A 23,960-nucleotide genomic window follows, 5' to 3' on the forward strand; every position below is an offset into this window, starting at 1 on the left:
TCGAAAGTGTGAAAATTTTAATAAGAGTGACTATTAGCGACAAGAATTATTCCTTGTCGCTTTGTTTGTGCTCAATTTAATGGCAAGCTTGAAAACGCTGAAATTTATTTGATCAAGTAAAGATGAAAATAGCTTTCACTCTAGCGTTTTTGTTGGAATGGACCAGCTCAAGAGAATTCGGGTCGGGAATTTTTGATAATTTGTTGCGCAAAATATGACCAGTGTGTTACTGTATATATAGATATAAACAGTTGGATAATAACAACATCAAGATGATAAATAGAGGGAGGTAAGAAAATGAATTGGAGTCATTGTAAAAAGTTGATTTTATTTGAAATGAGGCATACTCCTGTATATTACTATTTGATGAATATGGTTATCGCTATTATAGTCGGGTGGCTACTTTCAAATGTCTTACCTGATTTTCTAGTAGAAGAGAAAACGGCCATGATCGTTGATTTTTTATTTATTATTGGCTTAAGTGTTAATATCTATTTGCTTCGTCCCTATTCTTTTTTCATTCGAAAAATAAAGAGTCAATTTTACGTCGCGCCAATACAGATTCTTATCAGACAAATGCCGATATCACAATTGACCAATATCGTTTCGAGGTTTATTAGCAGCTGCATTTTAGGGTTATTTTCAAGCATGATATTCCTTTCATCTTTTTACTTCTTTATGTCTGCTAATGAAATTGAATTATTGTTTCCAAATTATTTCTCATTCTCATTGATTTGGATTCTACTCGTGGTTGGAAATGCTGGTCTAGTTGCAGCAAGCGAACCTGGAGACCATATGACGAATCTTTATATGAGCATATGGTGGATAGTCTTGCTAATTGTTGGAATCGGAACCTTACTGATTGTTAGATTCACGACAGGTAATTTTGTATTTGAATGGGTAGTTATCGGAGCCCGGGAGATGCCGATCCTGCTACCAGTTATGATCATTCCAGTCGCTGGTCTATGTAATCTACTGTGGGTAAATTACATGAAAAAGTATCTAGACAAAACTGATTATCACATCTAGGAAGGAGGGGAATTGTATGGAGATCAAAAAGGTCAACTCATTTGAAATAAAACATACACCTCTTTTGAGTTATTTCCTACTTACTTTATTCAATATTAGAAGTTTTCAGTTCAGGTTGTGGAAAATGCCCGCTAGTACGAAAAGAGTGGATTATCATGTCTAGTTTGCTACCGATAAAAATCAACGAGAACAGTCGGACTCCAATCTATGATCAAGTTGAATCGCAGATAAAAACACTCATTGTCAGTGGTGAGTTATCTGCTGGGACAGCTCTTCCATCGATTCGTAAACTTGCCATATCACTATCTTGTAGCGTAATTACAACGAGACGTTCTTATCAAAACTTAGAGCAAAAAGGGTATATCAAAACTCAGCAAGGAAAAGGAACATTTGTTGCTGAAATCAACACAAGGGACCAAGATTCTGAAAAGCAGGAGACAGTCAAGAAAGCGTTAATAGAAGCAGCTCGAGTAGGTAAGGATTATCACTATTCTGATGATGCCCTTTTAAATTGGTTCGAAAGAATATTGAGGGAGGGAAAACAGTGACGATTAATTTCATAAAAGTGGAGAAAAAGATAGATAAACAGTTTCAGCTTGGCCCACTAAATTTTATGATTAAACCAGGTACAGTTACGGCTTTAATCGGAAACAATGGTGCTGGCAAAAGTACGTTGATTCGACTGCTTACAGGGATGGTTCACCTTGACAGCGGTGAAATAAACCGCTTTGATAACTTACACGTAAACGGAAAGTGGAGAGAAGAAATAGGATATGTACCACAAACGAGTATAGGTTATGAAAGATTTACGTTAAAACAGTTGGCTGAACTTCATGACATTGGCTTTGAAGGTTGGGAAGAAGAAACGTTTTCAAGGTTAATCACTAGATTTACCTTACCTTTATCAAAGACATTTGACTCACTATCTGTAGGAATGCAAAAACAAGCACTTATCATATTAGCACTTTCTCGCAAAACAAAACTACTCGTTATGGATGAACCACTTTCAGGTGTAGATATCGAGAGCCAAGAAAAAATGAGAGAAGAGTGGGTCGCATACTTAGAGAATGACCCTGAAAGATCGATTCTTTTTGCGACACATGTTCCTGAAGAAGTGAAGGAATTTGCTGATTATATCGTTTGTATGAAATCTGGAGATGTTACTGGAAGTTATGAAAAAGATCATTTGCAACAAAACTATGGTCGTATATGGCTAAAAGATCCAGGAGAAATACGAAACCTTATGGGGGTGATAGACGTAAAGTACAATGGAAATACTTGTGAAATTATTAGTCAAGATATGAAAGGGACAGAAGAAGCGATAAAAAGGGAAAACTACGAGATTGTGATGCAACATCGTCTTGAGTTTGCCGAAATTCTGCGTTTACTTTTGCAACAGCAGGGAGGAGAAAGTAAAAATGACATTAGTAATAAATAATCTTAAAAAGAAATTTGATAAGCATCAGGCGGTTGATGGTATATCATTAACAGTTGAAAAAGGAGAGATGTTTGGGATGCTAGGTGCCAATGGTGCCGGTAAAACTACATCTTTCAGAATGACGCTTGGGCTAATTGATCCTACGGAAGGATCAGTTACTTGGGGAGGAGAGCGGCTTACATACAAGCGGACTCATTTAGTTGGATATTTACCTGAGGAGAGAGGATTATTTCCTAAACTCACGGTAAAGGAACAGCTTATTTATCTTATGCGTTTAAAAGGAATGAAAAAACCAGATATTATTCGAGAACTTAGACACTGGCTTGAACGTTTCCAGGTTCCACAAAATGAGAATAAAAAAATTGAAGAGTTATCCAAAGGTAACCAACAAAAAATTCAATTTATGGCTGCGGTAATTCACAAACCAGAATTGCTTATACTCGATGAACCATTCAGTGGATTAGATCCAGTGAATACAGATATGCTAAAAGATGCCGTGCTAGATCTTCAGAAAGCTGGTACCACAATCGTTTTTTCTAGTCACCAAATGAGAAATGTCGAAGAACTCTGTGAAGATCTTATTATGCTAAAACAAGGAAAAGCAGTTCTTCAAGGAAATCTGCGAGACATAAAGCGTTCATACGGCATAAAAAGTGTCAGTGTTAAAGCTGATTATGATCTTGATTTTATAAGCAGTATCAAAGGAGTCGTTAAATTAGATAAAAGTAATGACGGAGCTCAGATTGCCGTACAAAGTGAAGAAGTTGCGGGAGAAATTTTCAAGCAAGTATCAGCTAAAGGATTTGTGCGAAAATTCGAAGTCGAAGAACCTTCGTTACACGAAATTTTTATAGACAAAGCAGGTGATACAGATGAATAATTTTTGGGTGACACTATCACATACAACAGGCAGAAAGTTGAAATCAAAATCTTTTGTGATAACGATGGCGATTATGTCAATCTTGATTATTGGGCTATTTAACTTAAATCATATATTAGAGAATTTTTCTAGTGATGATGAGGAGGAAGACATCACTAGTATTGCCGTTGTTGATGAGTCAAATATGCAAGGTGCATTCGCAGACATGTTGTCTTCATTTGAAGATGGATCTTTCCGTTACATGCATTATACCGAAGGAAGCGAAGGTGATGCGGTTGCAGAAATCGAAGATAATGACTACGAATATGTTCTTGCTATTCATGGCGATGGTGCAAATTTAAACGCAGAATTTTATAGTGAAGGAACAGACTTCACTGTAGCTCAAGAAGTGAATCAAGATGTTCAGAGAGTGAAAGAAACAGTCGTTACTACAGAGTTAGATTTGAACGAAGAGGAATTAGCGATGATTTTCACACCGGTTTCTTTCAGTGAAAGTCCGTTGAGTGAAAATGGCGAAGTACAAACGCAAGAGTCACATATGCAAGCATATTGGATGGTATATGGCATGGTCTTTATCATTTATCTAGTAGTGATTATGTTTGGTACTATGATTGCAACAGAAGTGGCGACAGAAAAATCTTCTAGAGTGATGGAATTGATAGTTTCGAGTGTCAATCCGGTGACACAAATGCTTGGAAAAATATTAGGCATTGGTTTGGCAGGTTTAGTTAACTTAGGAATATTAGTCGTTGCTGTTTTAATTGGTTCGTATATGAGTGGCGAAGATTTTCTTCATACGATCTTCACGGAATATATCGATTACTCATTAATCATTTATGCGTTAGTGTTGATCATATTAGGTTACTTTGTTTATGGTGGAATCGCGGCTATGCTCGGTGCACTTGTTAGTCGTGCTGAAGAAGTAAATCAAGCAATTCAACCACTAATTTTTATTGCGATGATTGCATTCTTCATCTCTATATTTGGTTTAAATGCACCAGATTTGATGATTATTCAAGTATTATCCTATATCCCATTTTTCACACCACAGCTTTTATTCCTACGTATAGGAATGAGCACTGTACCAGTATGGGAAATTGTATTGATCATGGGAATTCTTGTAACGAGTGCGGTGTTAATAAATGTTCTGGCAGCGAGAATATACAAAGGTGGGGTTCTTATGTATGGGAAGTTTTCGTTTAAGAATGGCCTCAAGCAAGCCTTTAAATTATCGAAAAAGGAAAACTAATATTTAATAGTATTTTATTGTTGTATTAGCCGCAGGTAGCTTATTAAAAAGCTATCTGTGGTTTTTTGGTGAAAGGTAATAGTTCTATTATAGTGTTTTTGAATCGTTTTCATAAAAAAATAAAAATAAATAGAATTATATGTAAATAAACTATGATATAATACTATAAATATAGAGATGTTAGACTCTAATATTCACAGTTGTAAATAATATGGGATGGGTGTGGTGGTCAGTACTATGGAGAAAAGTCTGAATGTATCGTTACTAATTAACGAATTAAAGCAAGATAATGATAAAATGCAAGGTGTCATGAAGAAAATAAAAGATATATCTAGAAAATCAGATATTCTTGCATTGAATTCTGGTATTGAGGCTGCTAGAGCTGGAGAAGCAGGGCGTGGTTTTGCAGTTGTAGCTACTGAAATTAAAAAATTTGCTGAACAAAGCTTCCATGCTAGTAATGAAAGTGAAGCAATTATAAAAGATATTCAAGCGAAAGCAAATGAAATAATTGCTGTAAGAACTGTAGATATAGCTTTTGACACGATTGATAAGATCGACCGGAATCTATTTGAAAGGAATTGTGATGTCCAAGCATGGGCTACTTTCGATGCTGTGAAAAATAGTCTATCAGAGCCAAGCTCAATTAGTAAAAAAATTGCTAATGCATTTTTGAGAAACATTTATAGTATTTATGAAGTATACTATGACTTATTCGTTGTAGATATTACAGGAGAAATTATTGTTGCTTCTCAGAATGAAAATCAAGTTGGGGAAGATATGTCTGATCGAGAATGGTTTAAAGAAACAGTTCGAACGAATGACGTTCACGTAACTGACATGTATTACTCTACTATTGTTGGTGGCTTTACGATGGGTTATTCTAGTCCTGTACATAATGAAAACGGAGAAATTATTGGAGTCTTAAGCACACGGTTCAACTGGGATTTTATTTACGATATTATTGAGCGTGTTCAACTCGCTGATGAAAGTGATCTTTATGTGATAAATTCAGAGGGATACGTGATTGCATCAAGAGACCGATCTGGGATATTAAAGGATAAACTGACACATTTAACAGCTGTCAATAATGTCCTCTCTGGAAAAGAAACTCGTGGTTATTCTATTGAAAATAACCATATTAATGCTTATTGTTTAACGAATGGATACAATGCTTATAAGGGCAAAGGATGGTCGGTGATTGTCGTAGAACCGATTGGATGATAATAAAGAAGAGTCAGTCCAAAATGTGGATTGGCTCTTCAGTATTTAGTCCATCAATGTTACTGGACATCCCATTTATTTTTTTATGCAAAAGTTCAAGGATTTCTCGATCACTCATAAATTTTTCTCCTTTCAGTCAAATTTATCAATAGAGTGACGAAATCATCTTAAAAATCGGTTAATCAATCTACTATGGAATAAGAGTCAGCTAGCTATTAAAAACATCTAGGGATGTACGTATCGAATTTTGTCACGTTCTATTATAATTGAATGGTAATAAACTTTAAAGCAATTTGAAGAAATTGGAGATTTGTCAGTGACATTTGAAAATTCATCTTGAAATTACGATAAAGGTTTAGGATGGGCGGGGGGACACAAAGTGAACAAATTGTGAAACCTTTGTCATGCTAACACGTATAAATATGATGAAAGGATGATGATCATGCGGAACTGTTTTGGCTTCTTGGTACTAACGACCATGGTGTTTCTTACATTTCCTGGTTCAGCAAGTGCTTTTGAATTAACAATTACAAACGCAAATATTGACGCATATTTGCAACCTGATGGAAACGTGGAAGTAGAAGAGTCATTCACGTATGAGTTCGATGGAGAGTTTAATGGGGTTATACGTAATTTAAACTATCGAGAAGAATCTTCTATTGTTAATCTAGAAGCATATGAAAATGAAGAGTCGTTACAGATAGAAACAGAAGAAGAAATTAGTCATCGTATTCATCGAGCTGGATCTGATGAAACGATCACAATTGATTTACATTATACGATTGAAAATGGTGTTGATGTTTACAATGATTTTGGGGAGTTTTACTGGCCATTTTTTGATAGTAGCAATGAAACCGATTATGAATCGATGACGGTGACTGTTCATCCACCACAGTCTACTGATGAAGTCCAAGCAATTGGTTATTTCAGTGCGGATGGTTCTGAAACGATCTCGGATGACGGAACTGTGATATTTTCCATGGGCTATGTAGAGGGTGGTACAGATGGCGATGTTCGCACGGCATTTGATGCAAATTTATTTCAAGAATCATCCAATTTTGTAGAGGGAACTATTGGAGATGAGATCGTAAGTGAGCAACAAGATAGAGCTGAGCAAGCAGTAATTTATACAGAAAGAAGGGAAATGTTCGCCAATATATTTCGATATGCTATACCAGTGATAGCTCTCATCTTTTTGTTATTAATAGGTCGAGAATGGCAAAGAAATCGTCAGAGAAAGTCTTCTTCTATTTACCAAAACAGTGAAGTCGAAGGAGTCCCTGAACTTATGATTAGCATGCCTGCTACGATAATGAATATGCAGCAAATGGCTACAGCAGATCTGTTAGCTGCATCATTACTAGATCTCATTCGTAAAAAAAAGATAGAAAAAGTTTCAGATGATGCGTTTCGTATCATTAATAGGGAAGATTTGTTAGAGCATGAAAGAATGTTAATATTTTGGCTTTTTGATGAAATTGGTAATGATGAAGTTTTCTGTTTTGCTGATATGAAGACGTTTTTGGAAAAGGAAGAAAACCATGAAAAATTCCAAATCAAGCAGAGTGAATGGGCGAAAGCTGTAAAAGACGAGTTGAAAGCTGAAAAGTTATATGTTGATAAATCGAGGTTCCGATGGGGACTAGGTATTACTGCATTTCTACTCATTCCAGCAACAATTCCACTCTTTATGTATGACTTATATGCTCCGGTTACAGTTATGATTTCCATGATACTATTTGTAATGTTATTTGCTTTGATTTATCAGCCTAGAACGGAAAAAGGTTGGAAAATCACTACAGACTGGCGAGGATTCAAACAAAAATTATCAAATGTAACGATACAAGATTGGAAAAAATTTGATCAAGAGGACCAAATGAAAGCATTCATCTTCGGACTAGGTTCGAATATAAAAAATATTAAAAATATGGGTGAGGATTTATCTAAACAATTATCAGTAGGTAATTCGAAGACACAATCTAACCAATCGTTCGATGTTTCTACATTTATATTAGTAGGACTCGTCTTTAGTGATGGATTTCAAACCTCTACTGTTACAGCTAGCAGCTCATCTGGTTCAAGTGGGACTATTGGCGGCGGCACTGGAGTTGGCGGTGGTGGTGGCGGTTCCGGCGGTTTTTAATATAATTTCTGCATACTCGTCTTCAAAAAAATTCTCAATGACAATAAGGTAACTTGGATTTCCAAGTTACCTTATTGTCATTTTTTTGTGAAGTTATAAATAAAACTAACAATTCCAAATGCAGTTAGTGCACCATATACAAAGCTAGTTTTACTCAATGTTGCTCGTTTGAAAATACTATTCGGTTCATAATGATAGCATTCCTGCTAACTTATATCACGTTAAGTAACTTTTTCTTAAAAATAAGAGGGGATAAATTAAGATTTCACGAATTCATTATAATAAGTAATACTTTTAATGTAGAGGGGGAATATGTGTGAAAGGTTTTCAGTATGAAAGATATGATGGATTAGGTTTAGCCGAATTAATACGTAATAAAGAAGTATCGAATAATGAAATGATCGAACAGGCGATTACAAGAATTGAAGGAATAAATCCGACATTAAATGCGGTAGTTCAAAAGTTTTATGCTAAAGCAATGAAGAGTGTTAATGAAACCGAAACTGGAGCTCCATTCTTTGGGGTACCAATGTTACTAAAAGATATTACACAAGAAGCGGCAGGGCAAAAGATCACTTCAGGTTCTCGTGGTTTGAGAAACTATCGCTCAACTTCTGATGCAACATATACAAAACGATTGAAAGAAGCAGGAATGGTGATGATTGGGCACACGAATGTTCCTGAATTTGCTCTAATGGGTGTAACTGAGCCTTCTTTGTATGGCGCTACAAGGAATCCTTGGGATATTAACGTGACGCCTGGAGGTTCGAGTGGAGGTTCGGCAGCTGCTGTTGCTTCAGGAATGGTTCCAGTAGCAGGAGCAAATGATGGGGGTGGATCGATACGAATACCAGCAGCATACTGTGGATTATTTGGTCTAAAGCCTACGAGAGGTAGGACACCTGTCGGGCCAAATTCTGGCCGAGTTTGGCAAGGAGCTTCTTCAGAACTTGTCATAACAAAATCAGTTAGAGATAGCGCTGCTTGTTTGGACGCACTCTTTGTAGAAGAAAAGACAAATGCTTTTCGCGCTCCTAATTTTGATGGAAGCTACTTAGATGTTATGAATAAACCAATTAATCGATCTTTACGAGTTGCTTTTTCTGTGAATTCTCCGATAGGAACTCCCGTGGATAGACAATGTCAAGAAGGGGTATATCGAGCGGTAAAATGCCTAGAAAAACAAGGTCATCAGATAGAAGAAGTAGATGCACCAATAGATGGTCAACAAATTGCTAAGAGTTACTTAACGTTGTATTTTGGAGAAGTGGCAGCAAATCTTTCTGATATAGGTAGGCATCTTGGTAGAAATGTAACCATGGCTGATGTGGAACCTACTACGTGGCTATTAGGACTCTTAGGAAAAGGGACATCAGCAGAAGAATTTGTCTTGAGATTACGAGAATGGGACAAAGCAGCAATTGCAATGGAGAGATTCCATGAGACGTATGACTTATATATTACGCCAACAACGGCAATGCTACAGGCACAAATTGGTGAACTAGATTTGAAAAAGAAAGAAATAATGTTAATTCAACTTGTTTCAAAACTCCGTGCTGGGAAAAGTTTATTAAAATCAGGAATGTTAGATCAATTGATTGAACAAAGTCTTGGACGTACACCTTTCACGCAATTAGCAAATTTAACAGGGCAACCAGGCATGAGTTTACCAATTCATGAAACAAATGAAGGATTACCAATAGGTGTTCAAATCATGGCTGCTCGAGGGAAGGAAGATTTACTTTTTCAAGTTGCAACTTTATTTGAACAATCAGATTTATGGATCGACGTGCACAAAAATCCTTTTATGAGATTATGAAAGAAGCTAATATTTGACTCCATAAAAATATATCGACATAATATGACTATATTTTCACGAATTTACCTCATTTCACATAAAATATGAAGACTATGTAATTATATACTTTTAAAGGTGATTAGATTAAAATGGTATCGAGGTGATATCGATGGCAGTTGTAACAGTCGATTTTGATGGAACACTGTATCAAGGAAACTCATTCAAAAGCATGTTTCTAGTCGCTAAAAAGGAGTTCACTATAAAAGAGTGGCTTATTGTTGGACAAGGTTTACTGAAGTCTGTCGTACTTCGGATGATTAAGGGAAAAGAAGCATTTAGACATTCCTTTTTCAAATCATTTGCTAAGTCATTTAAAGGAAAAACAGACGAGGAACTAAAAGTTTTTTTCGAAAGACTTGTCCAAGAGGGAATTGCCGAAGTTCATCATAAATTGGTAGATAAAGTCCGGCAGCACCAAGCAGATGGAGATGAAATTGTCTTATTATCTGGAGCGCTCCATCCTTTTTTGTTTGCTTTTAAAAAAGAATTAAATTTAGATGCCCATGTGATAAGTACAGAACTTATTTTTGACGAAGAGGGTCTATGTACTGGAGAAATTGGAACAATTGTCAATGGGCAAGAGAAAGTAAGATTAATTGTAGATTGGTTGAGTCAAAACTCTAGTTCAATTAACCTAGATAAGGCTGATAGTATTTGGGCATATGCGGATAGCGAGAGTGATTTACCGTTGCTTGAGTTTGTAAATCATCCAATCGTTGTTAACCCGGGTGAAGAGATGAGAGAGATTGCTGAGAAAAATCAATGGCCTGTTTTTTGATTTGATACGCCTAATATATTTTGGGGTTGACAAACATTTAAAAATTAGTTAAGATTCAAACAATTTCATACTGTAGAAAATAGGTTGGATAAATCAAGATCAAGAGTCTTATTTATCTATTAAAAGGGAATCTGGTAAAAGCCAGAACGGTCCCGCCACTGTAAGATTGTAGTATTCATCGTTTAACCACTGGATTTGCTTTGAGATCTGGGAAGGTGATGAATATGATTACGATCAAGTCAGGAGACCTGCCTATTTTGACAGCACTGTCGACCTACGGGAAATAGGGAGGTGTTAAATATCATGTGTATCTATCTGAGATAGAGCATCGTTTGGTGACATTTGTAATTAACTGTGTCTTCAGAAGTATTTTTTAAATACTTATCGATCATACATATTACTTGGATATTTTCGCCTTTAATCTTAAGGTGGGAATATCTTTTTTTATGTTTTAAATTACGAGGAGGGTAATTAATGGAATTAAAAACGAGTGTACAAGGATATCCAAGAATCGGTGAAGAGAGAGAATGGAAGAGGACGCTAGAGTCTTATTGGAAGAAGGAGTTTGATCAATCCACTTTTCAAGTAAAAATGAAAGATATCCGTTTAGATCGCTTAAAAAAATTAAAGCAATCGGATCTTGATATTATACCAGTAGGTGATTTTAGTTATTATGATCACATGTTAGATACTGCCACGATGTTTGGACTAATTCCCAATCGATTTAAACACCAAGCAGAAAGTAATTCGCTAGACCTTTACTTTGCGATGGCGAGAGGAAGCAAAAATGCAGAAGCGTGCGAGATGACGAAATGGTATAACACAAATTATCACTATATTGTTCCGGAATTTGAAAACGATTGGGTACCAAAGCTAACAGAGAATAAACCTCTAAACGCTTTTCTAGAAGCAAAAGAGGAACTCAATATAAATGGGAAACCTGTCATCATTGGACCGTATTCCTTTTTATCGCTTTCTAAAGGATATCCAAAAGAAAAATTTTCGTATTACTTAGATATATTGCTAACGTTATATGCTAAAGTTATTGGTCAATTGACGGAGGCGGGAGCGGATTTAATTCAAATCGATGAACCGCATCTTGTAACTTCTTTAACAGATGACGACATTGAAATAGTAAAAGATATTTATGAAAAACTGGCAGATCTTGTTCCGAATTCAAAAATACTACTTCAAACATATTTTGATTCTGTTTCTCATTATGAACAAATAGTCCATTTACCTGTTGCTGGAATTGGATTGGATATGGTTTACGATAAAGAAAAACACGTTCAATATATTAAAGATTTTGGGTTTCCAAACGATAAAATATTATCATTAGGATGCATTGACGGGAAGAATATTTGGAAGACTGATTTAAATAATAGTTTTTCGATTGTAAAAGGTATTCGAGAATATTTACCGAATCATCAACTTCATCTTCAGTCTAGTTGTAGCCTTCTTCACTCACCCGTTTCGTTAGGAAAAGAAAAAGCCCTTAATGATAACTTGGTAAATGGATTAGCTTTTGCTGATGAAAAACTAGAAGAATTAAGATTACTTAAAGGAGCATTAACGGATAAAGATAAAGTGCTTCGAGATTGGGAGGAGCATCAACAGAAGGTCGATCTGTTTAAAGATAAGTACCAACGGTCGAATGATAAAAGAGAGGGGAAAATTGCTCAATCGTACCGATCCTTACCTTTTTCAGAAAGGCATACTATTCAGCAAAAGAAATGGCAATTACCAATACTTCCAACAACAACAATTGGTAGTTTTCCACAAACTCTTGATATGCGTAAAGCGCGAACATCTTATCGAAGGGGTGAGTTAACAGAAGAAACGTATCAGGGTATGGTTGAGGAAAAAATTCAACGCTGGATTACCATTCAGGAATCACTAGGATTAGATGTCTTTGTCCATGGAGAGTTTGAGCGTAATGATATGGTTGAGTATTTCGGTGAGAAGTTGAATGGATTTGCAGTAACAACAAATGGTTGGGTTCAGTCCTACGGTTCTCGTTGTGTAAAACCTCCTGTTATTTATGCAGATGTGACATTTGATAAACCGATGACTGTTAGAGAGAGCGCATATGCTCAATCGCTTACAGATAAACCTGTAAAAGGGATGCTAACTGGCCCAGTAACGATATTAAACTGGTCTTTTGAACGTAACGATATTCCAGCTAAAGCAGTAGCTGATCAAATCGCTGAAGCACTCACATCAGAAATATATCATCTAGAGCAATCAGGTGTGGAAATGATTCAAGTTGACGAACCTGCATTACGAGAAGGCTTGCCTTTAAAGGTAGAAAACCAAGCAGAGTACTTAAAATGGGCTGTTGAATCTTTCCGTTCTGCAACCTATAAAGTGAAGGATACGACTCAAATTCATACTCATATGTGTTACAGTGAATTTCATGAAATGATCGATTCTATCAAAGACATGGACGCCGATGTCATATCAATTGAAACGTCTAAAAGTCATGGGAAATTAATTCGAGTATTTGAAACAAATGTCTATGACAAAGGTATTGGCTTAGGAGTTTATGATATTCATAGTCCTAGAATACCAAAAGTGGAAGAAATGTCGAAAGTAATTGAGGAATCCTTAGGCGTCTTGCCTCCATTCTTATTTTGGGTTAATCCTGATTGTGGGTTGAAGACTAGAACTGAAGATGAAACAGTTTCTGCTTTAAAAAATATGGTTGAGGCAACACATTTGATGAGAGAAAAAGTAAAAAGTAGCGTTAAAATTTAAAAGGATGATCCTGATAGATTGATTGAAAAGTAAAGATGCAAAATAGAAGCCATCACTTTGAATTATAATCAAGTGATGGCTTTTTGTGGTTACTATAGACGTTCGACATAGAGCGTGGAAGGGGAAATAAAAACCTTCTAATACTTCGATAATAAAACCGTTATTTAATAAGTTTTTCTATATCTTTTTCTATTTTACTGGGTGAAGTTTGTGGCGAATAGCGTTTGACTACTTTGCCATTCTGATCAATTAGAAACTTCGTGAAATTCCATTTGATTTCAGATCCAAGGATACCTTTTCCCTCTTGTTTTAAATGGTTGTATAGCGGATGTGCTTCCTTGCCGTTAACGTTAATTTTTTTAAATAATGGAAACGTAACACCGAAGTTTAATTCGCATGTTTCTGTCATATCTTTATCATCGACAGGCTCTTGATTCATAAACTGGTTACTTGGAAAACCAAGGACTTCTACTCCTCGATCCTTATACTTTTGATAAAGAGTTTCTAGTTCTTTAAACTGTGGAGCTAAACCACATTTTGTTGCTGTGTTGACAATGAGAATAATATTGCCTTGATATGTATCTAATGAAATTTCTTCATCGTTCGGTTTTTGAACAGAAAACTCGTAAACTGTTGACATTCCAATTCCTCCTTTATGATAACTTTAGTTTATGTAAAGTAATAGCTATGTGCAAAGTATATGCTTAGAAATTTGGATAGTTTAACAAAATTATTTTAAATATATGCTAAGATTGAGTTCTTGGTTTCACTATTAAAGAGCTAATAGTAGTAAAATCAAGAAACAAACATTATTTTTACATAAGTAATTGAACTTATACCAACGAAGAAGGAGGGAGAATAATTTTATATTCTTACATATTAATGATTTTTGTCGTGATATTTTATGCTGGAAACATCCTTATCGGTAAAGCGATAAATGAGTTACCACCGTTTACGATCGCTTTTTTCAGGTTATTCATTGCATTTCTTATCATATTACCAATTGCCTGGAAAAAAGCTTGGCAAGATAGAGCACTGTTTCTCCAATACAAAAAACCTTTTATATTCATGACTTTGTCAGGTGTCACCTTTTTCAATACATTTATATATGGATCGCTACAATTTACAACGTCGTCAAATGTAGCCGTTTTGGAAACTGTTATACCTGCATTAACCGTTGTTTTAAGTGCTATATTGTTAAAAGAACGATTAATAAAGATTCAATGGTTTGGAGTCTGCCTCTCATTGATTGGAGCTTTATGGGTTGTCATGGATGGGAAGATATTTAATCTAGCCTCAATGATCTGGAATCCGGGTGACTTTATCATGATTGGGGCAATAATATCTTGGTCTATTTATTCGATAATGGTGAAGAAATATATGCACTTATTCCCTTCCTTTGCTGCGCTCCTAGTTATGACTGGCATATCTATTATAGTCTTGTTACCCATTGTTGCTGTCGAATGGTTGCTTGTTGGCGTTCCGACGTTGTTTGAACCAAATTTAATGGTGGGCCTCTTGTATTTGGGCGTATTTCCGTCGTTTATCGCATTGATGTTTTTTAACAGAGCTGTTAGTGTTCTTGGTGCATCAAAGTCTTCTATTTTCTTAAATTTTCTCCCTGTATTTACAATAATAGGAGCATATTTATGGTTAGGTGAGCAGATTACTTCTATGCAAATTACAGGGGCAGTCATCGTTATTGCTGGTGTCATTATGACGACACAAGCTAAACGGAAGTAAATAGGGTGAAACAGATATTTAATAAATTTTCACTAGAAGGGGATGAATTCATTGAGCAAAAACCTTGTACAGGCAAATTGGGTAAATGATCGTTTAAATGAGTTAGTTATTATAGACTGTCGTTTTCATTTGGGAAACCCTGAAAAAGGCTTGTCTGAATACCGTCAGAATCACATTTCAGGTGCGATTTATTTTGATTTAGAGAAAGACCTATCCAGTAACGTGGAAACTCACGGAGGAAGACATCCACTTCCTGACTTAGAAAATTTCACTCAGAAGCTTCGAGAGTCGGGAGTGTCAAACAATAGTATTTTTGTTGTTTACGATGATCAGGCAGGGGCGATGGCATCGAGGGTTTGGTGGATGTTGAAGTATGTAGGACATGATCAGGTATTTGTTTTGAATGGTGGATACAGTAATTGGTTGAAGCAAAGATATCCTACAAGCAGTCAAATACCTGAACCAAGAAAATCCGACTATGAATGTCGAGTGAATAATGATTTACTCGTCTCAATGAGTGAAGTAAAAAGTAAATTAGACGACAACAAAGTGCTGTTAATAGATTCTCGCTCCAAAGAAAGATTCGATGGGGTGGAACCTATTGATGCTATTGGCGGACATATTCCAGGAGCCTTCCAAGAAGATTGGCAAGACCGAACCGATGCTGATGGAAACTGGAAAGATCTAGATAATTTAAAAAGAGACTTAGATATTTATGTAAACGCTGATAAAGAAGTGATTATTTATTGTGGGTCAGGTGTAACAGCTTGCGTGAATATATTAGCTTTAAGTGAGCTTGGCGCCGAACCGAAGTTATATGCAGGAAGCTGGAGCGACTGGATTTCTTATAAAGAAAATCCAATTAATACAATCAAATAGTTTTTGCAGAGTGACGGTAGAATCGTCACTTTGCTTTTTTATTTAATGATTTCATTCTTTTTTTGTTCATTCCAGGAGTGAGATACCCTCCAGGTGATAAAACACCGTTTGTGAGATTTATTTTTTGCAAAAATTCTTCTTCTTCAAAGGCATTATGTATCTCAGAAGCTTTCAGAATGATATTTGCTGCAACTCTAGCATCCTCCAAAGCATGGTGATGATCAAACGTTAAATCTAAGTAATGTGCAATCGTATTTAGTTTATAATTATAAAATTCAGGCCATGTTTTCTTTGCAATACTAACGGTACAATTATATTCCATGGTTGGGTATGGAATAGCATATTGATCCAAGGCATGGCGTAGAACACTTATATCGAAACTAGCATTATGGGCTACGACAAGTTGACCTTGAAAATACCCGACCCAATCAGGCCACAACTCTGCAAATGTTGGTTCATTTTTTACATCGTCCCAACTTATGCCATGCACATGTTGACAAAAAGGGTCAAAATATGGATCTCTTGGTCGTATGAGGGCGTATTTTTCTTCAACAATCTCGTCATTAACTACATGAACGAGACCAATCGCACAAGCACTTCCTCGTTCGCGCGAAGCAGTTTCAAAATCAAGCGATACAAAATTCATGGATGGATTTCCTCCTGATACTTTCTATTCTGTGATTCTACTAGATTAACAGGAGTTGTAAGAGAAGGGAAGAGGGAGTTATACAATTAAGATAGTATAATGAGATTGGTAGAGGATTAAGGATTAAAAAAAGCATGCAATTAGAAGGATTTTAAACTTAAACGGTCTTGGGTACTACAAACTAATAAATGTTGTTTTAAGCTAGTTTGATTATGTTTCTTGAGATGTCGTGTTAAAATATAATCAATATACGAAATGAGGTGTCTTTTTGACAAAAATCAAATTAGGTACGAGTAATTTACAAACTGGAAAAATTTCATTAGGTTGTATGCGAATGGACAAACTTTCTAAAAATGAAGCTGCTAAAGTGATTCATTCTTCGATGGAAGCTGGAATTGATTTATTTGATCACGCTGATATTTATGGAGGAGGAGAATCGGAAAGAGTTTTTGCTGGCGCGGTTGATTTGAAGTCAGGAGTTCGAGATAAAATGGTTATCCAGTCAAAATGTGGAATAAGAAAAGGTTCGTTCGATTTCTCAAAAGAACACATTTTGACTTCTGTTGAAGGTAGTTTGAATCGATTAAACACAGATTACATTGACATTTTATTATTGCATCGTCCAGACTCACTCATGGAGCCTGAAGAAATTGCTGAAGCATTTACGAAATTGAAACAATCAGGAAAAGTTCGCCACTTTGGTGTTAGTAACCAAAATCCAATGCAAGTTGAACTGTTAAAAAAATACATAAAAGAAGATTTGATCATTAATCAGCTTCAATTCAGCCTTCTACATACACCGATGATCGATGCCGGATTCAATGTTAATATGAAAAACGATTCATCTATCGTTCATGACAGTAATATTCTTGAATATAGTAGGTTAAATGACATGACGATCCAAGCTTGGTCACCATTTCAGCACGGTATGATTGAAGGTGCCTTTGTCGGGAATAAAGATTTTCCTGAAGTAAATAAAAAACTTCAGGAAATTGCTGCTGAAAAAGGTGTGACTGATTCAGCTATTGCAATTGCATGGATTTTGCGACATCCTGCTACTATTCAACCGGTAATAGGTTCAATGAATCCAACCCGCATTCAAGATATATCTAAAGCTGTAGACGTCAAATTAACTAGACAAGAGTGGTACGAACTATATTTGGCTGCAGGGAATAAATTGCCATAAATCTTGTATAAATAATCTGTAATCATTTGTTTTTTGATTAAATGTTTTGTGTTTTGTTTTCGATGAATGGAATGGGTAAATTCCCTTTCCATTTATTTTTATTAATGATATTTAAGGTTATTGGCCAGTTTTATTTTACATTTTAAATAACACTTTTGAATTTTGATAAAAAAATATAGGTATTTTGTAATTTATTTGTATAATTGTAAAGGAATTAAAATTTTTGTGGCGAATAAGTGTTAAAGGAGGTTCATGGAGGGGGGATTAGTGAATTAAGAAAGTTTTAATTACTGGAAAAACTCTGGGGTCTGCAAAGGCAATAATAATAATTTATTAATGAAGATAATAGCTTACTTAAATCATTCTGGAAAGAAATTTTAATTAATCATAACTGTTTATGGGATTTAAGTAATGGAATTAATAATAATCATCGTAAATTTATTTAGTGAGGTTCTTAATAACCAAACTTTCGCACTGTTTTCACCAAAAGAGAACATGCATTCTGTTAATTAGGTATAAATATGTTATAATGATAATTAAAGATAATGTTCTATTAAATAGCGAATTTATGTTCAATAGGTTTCAATCTAACACAAAATAAATAAGGGAGCTATGAAAAACTATTTGTACTTGGGCACTTGAATAGTTTGGAGCAGGTAGTGCAACCGACCTTAGCAGGGGGGTTGTATGATGTCTTCTACGATTAATACTTTGCAGGATAATCAGCTGATAGAAATTTATCACAGTGCTAAGGAACTTGAGCTCGATTTAGACTTCATTAAAATATTAGAAGCAGAATTGGATAAGAGGGGCATTAGTAAAGAAAGATATTCTTTTTCTTGATTCTTTTACAAAAGAGGCGATCTCACTGTTAATAGTGAATTGCCTTTTTTGCATCAGAAAAATAAAAACATAAGATTTGATGTTGTTAATTTTTCAAGTAAGTAAAGCTTAATTAGGAGTAAAGAAGCAGTTGATATTTTTTAATCAAATAACAAAAATAAGGGAAAAAATCAGTAAACTTGAGTTTTTCAGCAAAACTTGAGATAATGTCTGATGGCATGAAGATATCGATGTAAATGACACTAATAATACATTTTATTGATCAAGATTTGAAATGAGGGTACAAGAATGAAGACAGAATCAATTTACGGGTTAACGTTTGACCAATTAAAAACATGGTTTGAAGAGCGTGGGCATAAACCTTTCCGAGCGACTCAAGTATGGGACTGGCTATATGTTAAAAGGGTGAAAACTTTCGCTGAAATGACAAATTTAAAAAAAGACTGTATTAAACTGTTAGAAGATCATTTTGAAATGAAAACATTGGAATTACACTCTAAACAAGTATCAAGTGATGGAACGGAAAAGTTTCTATTTAAGTTAAGTGATGGAAATTTAATTGAAACGGTATTAATGAGATTTGCCTATGGAAATTCCGTTTGTGTAACGACACAAGTAGGTTGTAATATTGGCTGTAGTTTTTGTGCAAGTGGATTACTTTCTAAGGATCGTGATTTAACGAGTGGAGAAATTGTCCAGCAGGTAATGAATGTACAGCATAGCATGGATGAAACGGACAAAGACGAACGAGTTAGTCATATTGTTGTCATGGGTATTGGAGAGCCGTTTGATAATTATACACACATGATGAACTTCTTCCGAGTTATTAACAGTGATAGAGGATTAGCGATAGGAGCGAGACATATTACCGTTTCAACGAGTGGTATTATTAAGAAAATATATCAATTTGCTGATGAGAAGCTTCAAGTTAACTTGGCCGTTTCACTTCACGCTCCAAACAATGAACTCCGTACCCGCATAATGAAGGTAAATAAAGCACAGCCCATCGAAAAATTAATGGAAGCTGTTGATTATTACCTAGAAAACACAAACCGAAGAATCACTTTTGAATATATTCTGCTTGATGGTGTTAATGATAATCCAGAGCATGCTAGAGAGCTGGTAGAATTAGTCAAGGACAAAAAGAAGCTGACTTATATTAATCTTATCCCATATAACCCTGTGGATGAGTATATTCAGTACAAGCAAAGTAAAAAAGGATCCATTCTGACATTTTTTGATATTCTCATGAAAAATGGTGTTCAATGTGGCGTGCGTCATGAACAAGGGTCTGACATCGATGCTGCCTGTGGTCAGTTAAGGAGTAAACAAATGCAAAAGGATAAAGCAAAAGCGAAATCTAACGTTTAAATCCGTTCACTTAAGACCTCGCAGTTCTTGCGAGGTCTTATTTCTAATACTTAATAACCTGTAATAATTGCAAAAAAGATTACGAGAAATGGCAGAGCTACTGTGATTGCGCCTCCAATAAAGCCCAGTACAGCGATTAGTTTCCCGTGTTGTTTTGTTGTTTTTATTTCAAATAATGCGATAATACCAAATAAAACGCTAAAAAAACCGAGAAACATACCTACTGGTAGTATTAAAAAAAAGAATATTACTGAAAGAGCTCCAGTAACACCGGAAATAATTGCTTTAACATTGTAGTTGTATTGAGAGGCATTCTTTTCCTGAAAGTTATCTTGGTTTTGATTTTCCATTAAAACTCCTCATTTCTTTATATTATATCGTTCTATTTTACATGGAAACTTATTAGGTAACAATTGTTATTAAAATAGAAGCTGAAAGATTTAATATTTTATATTATTTCACGACACTGTCATCTCGCTCATTATATGATAAGATATTTGAGAAGAATGGCGGCCGGTGTGTTGAATGGGAGGGGAAAACGATTACAGATGATCAGCATGAATATAATAATAGAAATGATAAACCCGAAAAGAAAACTTTAGTAGAAAAAGAAGAAGATTTATTTTTTGATGGTGAAAGATATTACACAAAAGAAGAATTTTTTAATCCAGAGGGAGAATCCGAAGAGAGAGTATCACAACCAAAGATAAAAAGAAAAGGAATGAAAATTTTCATAGCTTCGTTACTGATTGTTGCGTTACTAAGCAACGTATTTGCGATATGGCCAAAGCTCTTTAACCTCCCTGCTATAGACTTCATTGCTACATCGCAGGAATTGTCTAATAATGAAGACGTTCAACTCTACAAAGAATCCATTGTGGTTGTGAGAGCAGGTAATAGCAAAGGAACTGGCTTTTACATTTCAGAAGATGGACATATTATGACGAATGAACATGTTGTAAGTAATGACCCACAACCTGTAGTGACATTTGAAGATGGTGAAAGTTTTCTTACGAATGTCGTAGAAAAAAATGAAGAGTCGGATATTGCAATTCTTAAGATTGACCCCGGCGATTATTCTCCACCAGTATTAGAGTTTGAAGAAAATTGGGAAGTAGGTTCACCAGTTTATGTTATTGGTAATCCACTTTTCTTTAATTATATTGCAAACGAAGGTAATCTAATTGGCACAACTACATTCCAAAGCAGAGCCCAGCCTGTTATTATGCTCGATGCACCTATCTATCAAGGTAGTAGTGGAAGTCCCGTTATTAATGATCAAGGATATGTCGTTGGAGTCGTTTATGCTACAACAAGAGTGGAACATGAGGGTTCAAGGACAAAAGTAGGACTTGCTATTCCTCTCGAAGATTTAGTTGAATTCATGGACTATACAGACTAGCAAAATACAAGAAATCCAATCGAAACTCGGTGAACTAACATAACATATACTGTAAGTTATTATGATAAAGGCGGGTGATTCAATGTCTTTTATTCTTATTGTTGTCATGTTTGTTTTGTTAATCATCGTCGGGATTTCATATATGAAGTAACTTGGATCACAATTTAAACGAAAAAAAGTAGTTAATCATGTGACTGCTTTTTTTTGTTTTATTTAATAATTTTAATGATTTTCTTCGATGAATAGATAAAAAGCTGAAAGCGTTCTATAAAAAAGCTAGATTTTTTTTAAAATACTGTGTAACATAGAATATATGTTGGATGTCAGACATCAAATATATTTGGGGGACTTTAAAATGAAAAAAATTGGCGTATTAACAAGTGGAGGAGATTCTCCAGGTATGAATGCCGCAATACGTGCTGTTGTGCGTTCCGCTATTTATCATAATATTGAAGTGATGGGAGTCAATCGAGGGTTTCAAGGTTTAATTGATGGTGACATGACTCAGATGGAAGCGTCTTCTGTTGGAGATATTATTCATAAAGGTGGAACGATGTTGAAATCGTCTCGTTGTGAAGAGTTCAAAACTTTAGAAGGTAGAAAAATAGCGATGAAGAAATTACAGGAAAATAACATTGATGGACTTGTAGTTATTGGTGGAGATGGCTCATTTCAAGGTGCGAGGGAACTAAGCAATATGGGGATTAAGACGATTGGGATCCCTGGTACGATTGATAACGATTTAGCTTATACAGATTATACAATTGGATTTGATACTGCTGTTAATACAGTTTTGGAAGCGATCTCTAAAATTCGCGATACATCAACCTCTCACGAAAAGGCAACAATTATTGAAGTGATGGGGAGAAATTGCGGGGATCTCGCTCTTCATGCTGGAATAGCTGGTGGAGCGGAAATAATTATAACTCCTGAAAGACCAGTTGACATGGATGAAATAATTAAAAAATTGAACGATGGAAAAAAACGCGGGAAACTTCATCACATTATTTTACTCGCAGAAGGATCAGGCAGTGCTTCAAATTTAAAGAACCAATTAGCAAACGAAGCAGGGGTAGATGCAAGGAAAACAACGTTAGGTTTTATTCAGCGAGGTGGCGATCCATCATCATTCGATAGAATTTTGGGTAGTAAAATGGGGGTGAAATCAGTTGAACTGCTCATTGAAGGAGAAACGAATAAAGTGATAGGAATAAAAGATAATCATTTATTTTATATGAATATTACAGAATCTTTAGAAGTGAACAAAGAATTCGACAATGATTTGTTTCGTTTAACTGAGATACTTTCGATTTAATGACTAAAAAATTACACAGGCCATTGCCCTTCAAGTTGAGACACAAATTGGTAAATCCATAAGTCCAGGGGCAATTCTTACATATGCGAAGTAACAAAAAATAAAGCATGATTTTTATCATCATGCTTTAGTAGTTTTTTAGTAACAAAATTCACCTATAACAGTCTACCCATCCATATCGAATAGTTTTAACTGTAGCATCCGTTCGATCAGATGCTTTCATTTTCTTAAGTAGAGCACTAATGATTGTTGAAACGGTAGATCTGGCAAAATGCATTTTTTCAGCTATTTCTGAATTACTATGCCCATCTAAAAGCAGCTGTAGAACTTGATGATCTCGATCGGATAAATCAATTGAAATTTTATTTTTATTTAATATAAATTGTTTAATAGGTGTAGAGAATGACTTTTTGTGTATCAAATCTTTACTTAATTTTTTGTGCAACCCATGTTCTAAGATTACATCATGTTGTGCTAATCCGTCCATAACAAAGTCAAAATTATCTGTTAGAAAAGGTATCGTTACAATTCCATTAACGGGTAAAAGTAAAAATTTCAATAAGTCTGTGTGGAGTGGGCCATCAACGATGAGAAGATTTATAGACTGTTCATCGCCACATTTGGTCTGTTCTGCAAGAAATTGTTTTGTTTGATCGTCATAACCTTGTATACTATAAAAAGTCAAATTTCTTAAATCATTTTTAGCGGGAACTTTAGTTTTGGACTCGTAGATTTCAATAAGGTCGCTCATTTCTTTCTTAACCGAATCTGAAATTAAGTTCATTGGATCGTTAAATACAAGAGAATTTCGATCTTCTTCTAGGACCTTTACATTCATTTGTAACATGAGTGAACCTCCTTGTGTATAGTTTTTTCACTATAGTGAACTATACAAAGTCAGCAAACTGCCTCAATAAAGGAGCGAAAAAAAACACCCCTGTAACAGGATGTTCTCCTGAAACGGCAACTGGCTGGCGTAGCATTGCTTTAGCCCCTATAGTTTTGCGTCACTGTGTTTCCACAGTTTTGCCACTTACGTTTCAATTGTCAATTTAGTGCAAATACGATACCTAAGAACTACTACTATTAAATTTTACAACAATTATCTACAAATTTCAACAGAATTCTTATTTTATTGTAAAAGAGAGGGAATTTCCTATACGTTATGTTACTTTTAATACCCCTTAGTCAATAAAATAAACAAATTTTTATCAATAAT

Annotated in this window: 22 protein-coding genes and 3 riboswitches; of the genes, 18 read left to right on the forward strand and 4 right to left on the reverse strand. The window is 35.2% G+C overall.

The annotated features are described in order from the left end of the window. The first annotated feature begins 297 nt into the window (after nucleotides 1–297). From ACM26V_RS05600 to metE, 10 genes are all read left to right on the forward strand, one after another. Nucleotides 298–1,029, forward strand: coding sequence for a hypothetical protein (locus tag ACM26V_RS05600; RefSeq protein WP_416150448.1), 732 nt, complete (start codon nucleotides 298–300; stop codon nucleotides 1,027–1,029). Between the two features lie 155 nt (nucleotides 1,030–1,184). Further along, the gene (locus ACM26V_RS05605) at nucleotides 1,185–1,577 is read left to right on the forward strand and encodes a GntR family transcriptional regulator (protein WP_416150449.1); all 393 of its coding nucleotides are present in this window, start codon (nucleotides 1,185–1,187) and stop codon (nucleotides 1,575–1,577) included. Beyond that, nucleotides 1,574–2,467, forward strand: a complete 894-nt coding sequence (locus tag ACM26V_RS05610; RefSeq protein ID WP_416150450.1) for an ATP-binding cassette domain-containing protein — start codon at nucleotides 1,574–1,576, stop codon at nucleotides 2,465–2,467. Before ACM26V_RS05605 ends, ACM26V_RS05610 begins: the two co-directional genes overlap by 4 nt. Beyond that, nucleotides 2,448–3,347: an ABC transporter ATP-binding protein gene (locus ACM26V_RS05615; protein WP_416150451.1), complete on the forward strand. Its 900-nt coding sequence runs from the start codon at nucleotides 2,448–2,450 to the stop codon at nucleotides 3,345–3,347. Before ACM26V_RS05610 ends, ACM26V_RS05615 begins: the two co-directional genes overlap by 20 nt. Further along, nucleotides 3,340–4,596, forward strand: coding sequence for an ABC transporter permease (locus tag ACM26V_RS05620; protein ID WP_416150452.1), 1,257 nt, complete (start codon nucleotides 3,340–3,342; stop codon nucleotides 4,594–4,596). Before ACM26V_RS05615 ends, ACM26V_RS05620 begins: the two co-directional genes overlap by 8 nt. A gap of 237 nt (nucleotides 4,597–4,833) precedes the next feature. Further along, nucleotides 4,834–5,820, forward strand: coding sequence for a methyl-accepting chemotaxis protein (locus tag ACM26V_RS05625; protein ID WP_416150453.1), 987 nt, complete (start codon nucleotides 4,834–4,836; stop codon nucleotides 5,818–5,820). Between the two features lie 442 nt (nucleotides 5,821–6,262). After that, a complete protein-coding gene (locus ACM26V_RS05630; protein ID WP_416150454.1) occupies nucleotides 6,263–7,963 on the forward strand; it encodes a DUF2207 domain-containing protein in 1,701 nt (566 codons plus the stop codon). Nucleotides 7,964–8,279: 316 nt separating this feature from the next. Then, entirely contained in the window at nucleotides 8,280–9,782 is a 1,503-nt protein-coding gene (locus tag ACM26V_RS05635; RefSeq protein ID WP_416150455.1) for an amidase family protein, read from the forward strand. Between the two features lie 148 nt (nucleotides 9,783–9,930). Next, a complete protein-coding gene (locus ACM26V_RS05640; protein ID WP_416150456.1) occupies nucleotides 9,931–10,599 on the forward strand; it encodes an HAD family hydrolase in 669 nt (222 codons plus the stop codon). 64 nt (nucleotides 10,600–10,663) lie between these two features. Continuing rightward, a riboswitch (cobalamin riboswitch) is annotated at nucleotides 10,664–10,870 on the forward strand. A 203-nt stretch (nucleotides 10,871–11,073) separates the two neighbouring features. Beyond that, nucleotides 11,074–13,356, forward strand: coding sequence for a 5-methyltetrahydropteroyltriglutamate--homocysteine S-methyltransferase (gene metE / locus ACM26V_RS05645; protein WP_416150457.1), 2,283 nt, complete (start codon nucleotides 11,074–11,076; stop codon nucleotides 13,354–13,356). A gap of 160 nt (nucleotides 13,357–13,516) precedes the next feature. Here metE and ACM26V_RS05650 read toward each other — a convergent pair whose 3' ends face one another. After that, complete coding sequence (locus ACM26V_RS05650) at nucleotides 13,517–13,996, reverse strand: glutathione peroxidase (protein ID WP_416150458.1); 480 nt, start codon at nucleotides 13,994–13,996, stop codon at nucleotides 13,517–13,519. 242 nt (nucleotides 13,997–14,238) lie between these two features. Between ACM26V_RS05650 and ACM26V_RS05655 the strand changes: the two genes are divergently transcribed. Continuing rightward, the gene (locus ACM26V_RS05655; protein ID WP_416150459.1) at nucleotides 14,239–15,099 is read left to right on the forward strand and encodes a DMT family transporter; all 861 of its coding nucleotides are present in this window, start codon (nucleotides 14,239–14,241) and stop codon (nucleotides 15,097–15,099) included. A gap of 51 nt (nucleotides 15,100–15,150) precedes the next feature. After that, complete coding sequence (locus tag ACM26V_RS05660) at nucleotides 15,151–15,978, forward strand: sulfurtransferase (RefSeq protein ID WP_416150460.1); 828 nt, start codon at nucleotides 15,151–15,153, stop codon at nucleotides 15,976–15,978. A gap of 25 nt (nucleotides 15,979–16,003) precedes the next feature. Here ACM26V_RS05660 and ACM26V_RS05665 read toward each other — a convergent pair whose 3' ends face one another. Next, the gene (locus ACM26V_RS05665) at nucleotides 16,004–16,624 is read right to left on the reverse strand and encodes a 3'-5' exonuclease (protein ID WP_416150461.1); all 621 of its coding nucleotides are present in this window, start codon (nucleotides 16,622–16,624) and stop codon (nucleotides 16,004–16,006) included. Nucleotides 16,625–16,892: 268 nt separating this feature from the next. Here ACM26V_RS05665 and ACM26V_RS05670 point away from each other — a divergent pair, with 268 nt between their 5' ends. The 3 genes from ACM26V_RS05670 to rlmN all read left to right on the forward strand — a co-directional run bounded on the left by ACM26V_RS05670 (nucleotide 16,893) and on the right by rlmN (nucleotide 20,024). Then, nucleotides 16,893–17,810, forward strand: a complete 918-nt coding sequence (locus ACM26V_RS05670) for an aldo/keto reductase (RefSeq protein WP_416150462.1) — start codon at nucleotides 16,893–16,895, stop codon at nucleotides 17,808–17,810. 596 nt (nucleotides 17,811–18,406) lie between these two features. Beyond that, nucleotides 18,407–18,490: riboswitch (cyclic di-GMP riboswitch) on the forward strand. Between the two features lie 7 nt (nucleotides 18,491–18,497). After that, nucleotides 18,498–18,653 carry a sporulation histidine kinase inhibitor Sda gene (gene sda / locus ACM26V_RS05675; protein WP_416150463.1) on the forward strand — a complete coding sequence of 52 codons (156 nt, stop codon included), beginning with the start codon at nucleotides 18,498–18,500 and terminating at the stop codon, nucleotides 18,651–18,653. A gap of 288 nt (nucleotides 18,654–18,941) precedes the next feature. Beyond that, nucleotides 18,942–20,024, forward strand: coding sequence for a 23S rRNA (adenine(2503)-C(2))-methyltransferase RlmN (gene rlmN, locus ACM26V_RS05680; protein WP_416150464.1), 1,083 nt, complete (start codon nucleotides 18,942–18,944; stop codon nucleotides 20,022–20,024). A gap of 50 nt (nucleotides 20,025–20,074) precedes the next feature. Here the strand turns inward: rlmN and ACM26V_RS05685 are convergent, their stop codons facing one another. Beyond that, nucleotides 20,075–20,374, reverse strand: coding sequence for a DUF4190 domain-containing protein (locus ACM26V_RS05685; RefSeq protein ID WP_416150465.1), 300 nt, complete (start codon nucleotides 20,372–20,374; stop codon nucleotides 20,075–20,077). A 371-nt stretch (nucleotides 20,375–20,745) separates the two neighbouring features. On the opposite strand from ACM26V_RS05685, the gene ACM26V_RS05690 reads away from it, so the two are divergent. From ACM26V_RS05690 to pfkA, 3 genes are all read left to right on the forward strand, one after another. Further along, nucleotides 20,746–21,426 (forward strand): S1 family peptidase, encoded by a 681-nt coding sequence (locus ACM26V_RS05690; RefSeq protein WP_416150466.1) that lies wholly within the window; start codon nucleotides 20,746–20,748, stop codon nucleotides 21,424–21,426. A 106-nt stretch (nucleotides 21,427–21,532) separates the two neighbouring features. Further along, a complete protein-coding gene (locus ACM26V_RS05695; protein ID WP_416151797.1) occupies nucleotides 21,533–21,577 on the forward strand; it encodes a hypothetical protein in 45 nt (14 codons plus the stop codon). Nucleotides 21,578–21,781: 204 nt separating this feature from the next. Continuing rightward, nucleotides 21,782–22,741 (forward strand): 6-phosphofructokinase, encoded by a 960-nt coding sequence (gene pfkA / locus ACM26V_RS05700; protein WP_416150467.1) that lies wholly within the window; start codon nucleotides 21,782–21,784, stop codon nucleotides 22,739–22,741. 151 nt (nucleotides 22,742–22,892) lie between these two features. Here pfkA and ACM26V_RS05705 read toward each other — a convergent pair whose 3' ends face one another. Next, nucleotides 22,893–23,588 (reverse strand): response regulator transcription factor, encoded by a 696-nt coding sequence (locus tag ACM26V_RS05705; protein ID WP_416150468.1) that lies wholly within the window; start codon nucleotides 23,586–23,588, stop codon nucleotides 22,893–22,895. Nucleotides 23,589–23,700: 112 nt separating this feature from the next. Beyond that, nucleotides 23,701–23,782, reverse strand: a riboswitch (cyclic di-GMP riboswitch). Nucleotides 23,783–23,960: the final 178 nt, after the last annotated feature.

It is taken from the genome of Salipaludibacillus sp. HK11 (assembly GCF_047795645.1).
In the GTDB taxonomy this organism is placed as follows: Bacteria; Bacillota; Bacilli; order Bacillales; family Salisediminibacteriaceae; genus Salipaludibacillus.

Bases quoted from the DNA above. Each gene is read 5' to 3' on its own strand.
- metE (WP_416150457.1), top strand. From the start codon at position 11,074: ATGGAATTAAAAACGAGTGTACAAGGATATCCAAGAATCGGTGAAGAG.
- ACM26V_RS05600 (WP_416150448.1), top strand. From the start codon at position 298: ATGAATTGGAGTCATTGTAAAAAGTTGATTTTATTTGAAATGAGGCAT.
- ACM26V_RS05665 (WP_416150461.1), bottom strand. From the start codon at position 16,624: ATGAATTTTGTATCGCTTGATTTTGAAACTGCTTCGCGCGAACGAGGA.
- ACM26V_RS05685 (WP_416150465.1), bottom strand. From the start codon at position 20,374: ATGGAAAATCAAAACCAAGATAACTTTCAGGAAAAGAATGCCTCTCAA.
- ACM26V_RS05620 (WP_416150452.1), top strand. From the start codon at position 3,340: ATGAATAATTTTTGGGTGACACTATCACATACAACAGGCAGAAAGTTG.
- pfkA (WP_416150467.1), top strand. From the start codon at position 21,782: ATGAAAAAAATTGGCGTATTAACAAGTGGAGGAGATTCTCCAGGTATG.
- ACM26V_RS05650 (WP_416150458.1), bottom strand. From the start codon at position 13,996: ATGTCAACAGTTTACGAGTTTTCTGTTCAAAAACCGAACGATGAAGAA.
- rlmN (WP_416150464.1), top strand. From the start codon at position 18,942: ATGAAGACAGAATCAATTTACGGGTTAACGTTTGACCAATTAAAAACA.
- sda (WP_416150463.1), top strand. From the start codon at position 18,498: ATGATGTCTTCTACGATTAATACTTTGCAGGATAATCAGCTGATAGAA.
- ACM26V_RS05615 (WP_416150451.1), top strand. From the start codon at position 2,448: ATGACATTAGTAATAAATAATCTTAAAAAGAAATTTGATAAGCATCAG.
- ACM26V_RS05690 (WP_416150466.1), top strand. From the start codon at position 20,746: ATGAAAATTTTCATAGCTTCGTTACTGATTGTTGCGTTACTAAGCAAC.
- ACM26V_RS05630 (WP_416150454.1), top strand. From the start codon at position 6,263: ATGCGGAACTGTTTTGGCTTCTTGGTACTAACGACCATGGTGTTTCTT.
- ACM26V_RS05640 (WP_416150456.1), top strand. From the start codon at position 9,931: ATGGCAGTTGTAACAGTCGATTTTGATGGAACACTGTATCAAGGAAAC.
- ACM26V_RS05625 (WP_416150453.1), top strand. From the start codon at position 4,834: ATGGAGAAAAGTCTGAATGTATCGTTACTAATTAACGAATTAAAGCAA.
- ACM26V_RS05705 (WP_416150468.1), bottom strand. From the start codon at position 23,588: ATGTTACAAATGAATGTAAAGGTCCTAGAAGAAGATCGAAATTCTCTT.
- ACM26V_RS05605 (WP_416150449.1), top strand. From the start codon at position 1,185: ATGTCTAGTTTGCTACCGATAAAAATCAACGAGAACAGTCGGACTCCA.
- ACM26V_RS05655 (WP_416150459.1), top strand. From the start codon at position 14,239: ATGATTTTTGTCGTGATATTTTATGCTGGAAACATCCTTATCGGTAAA.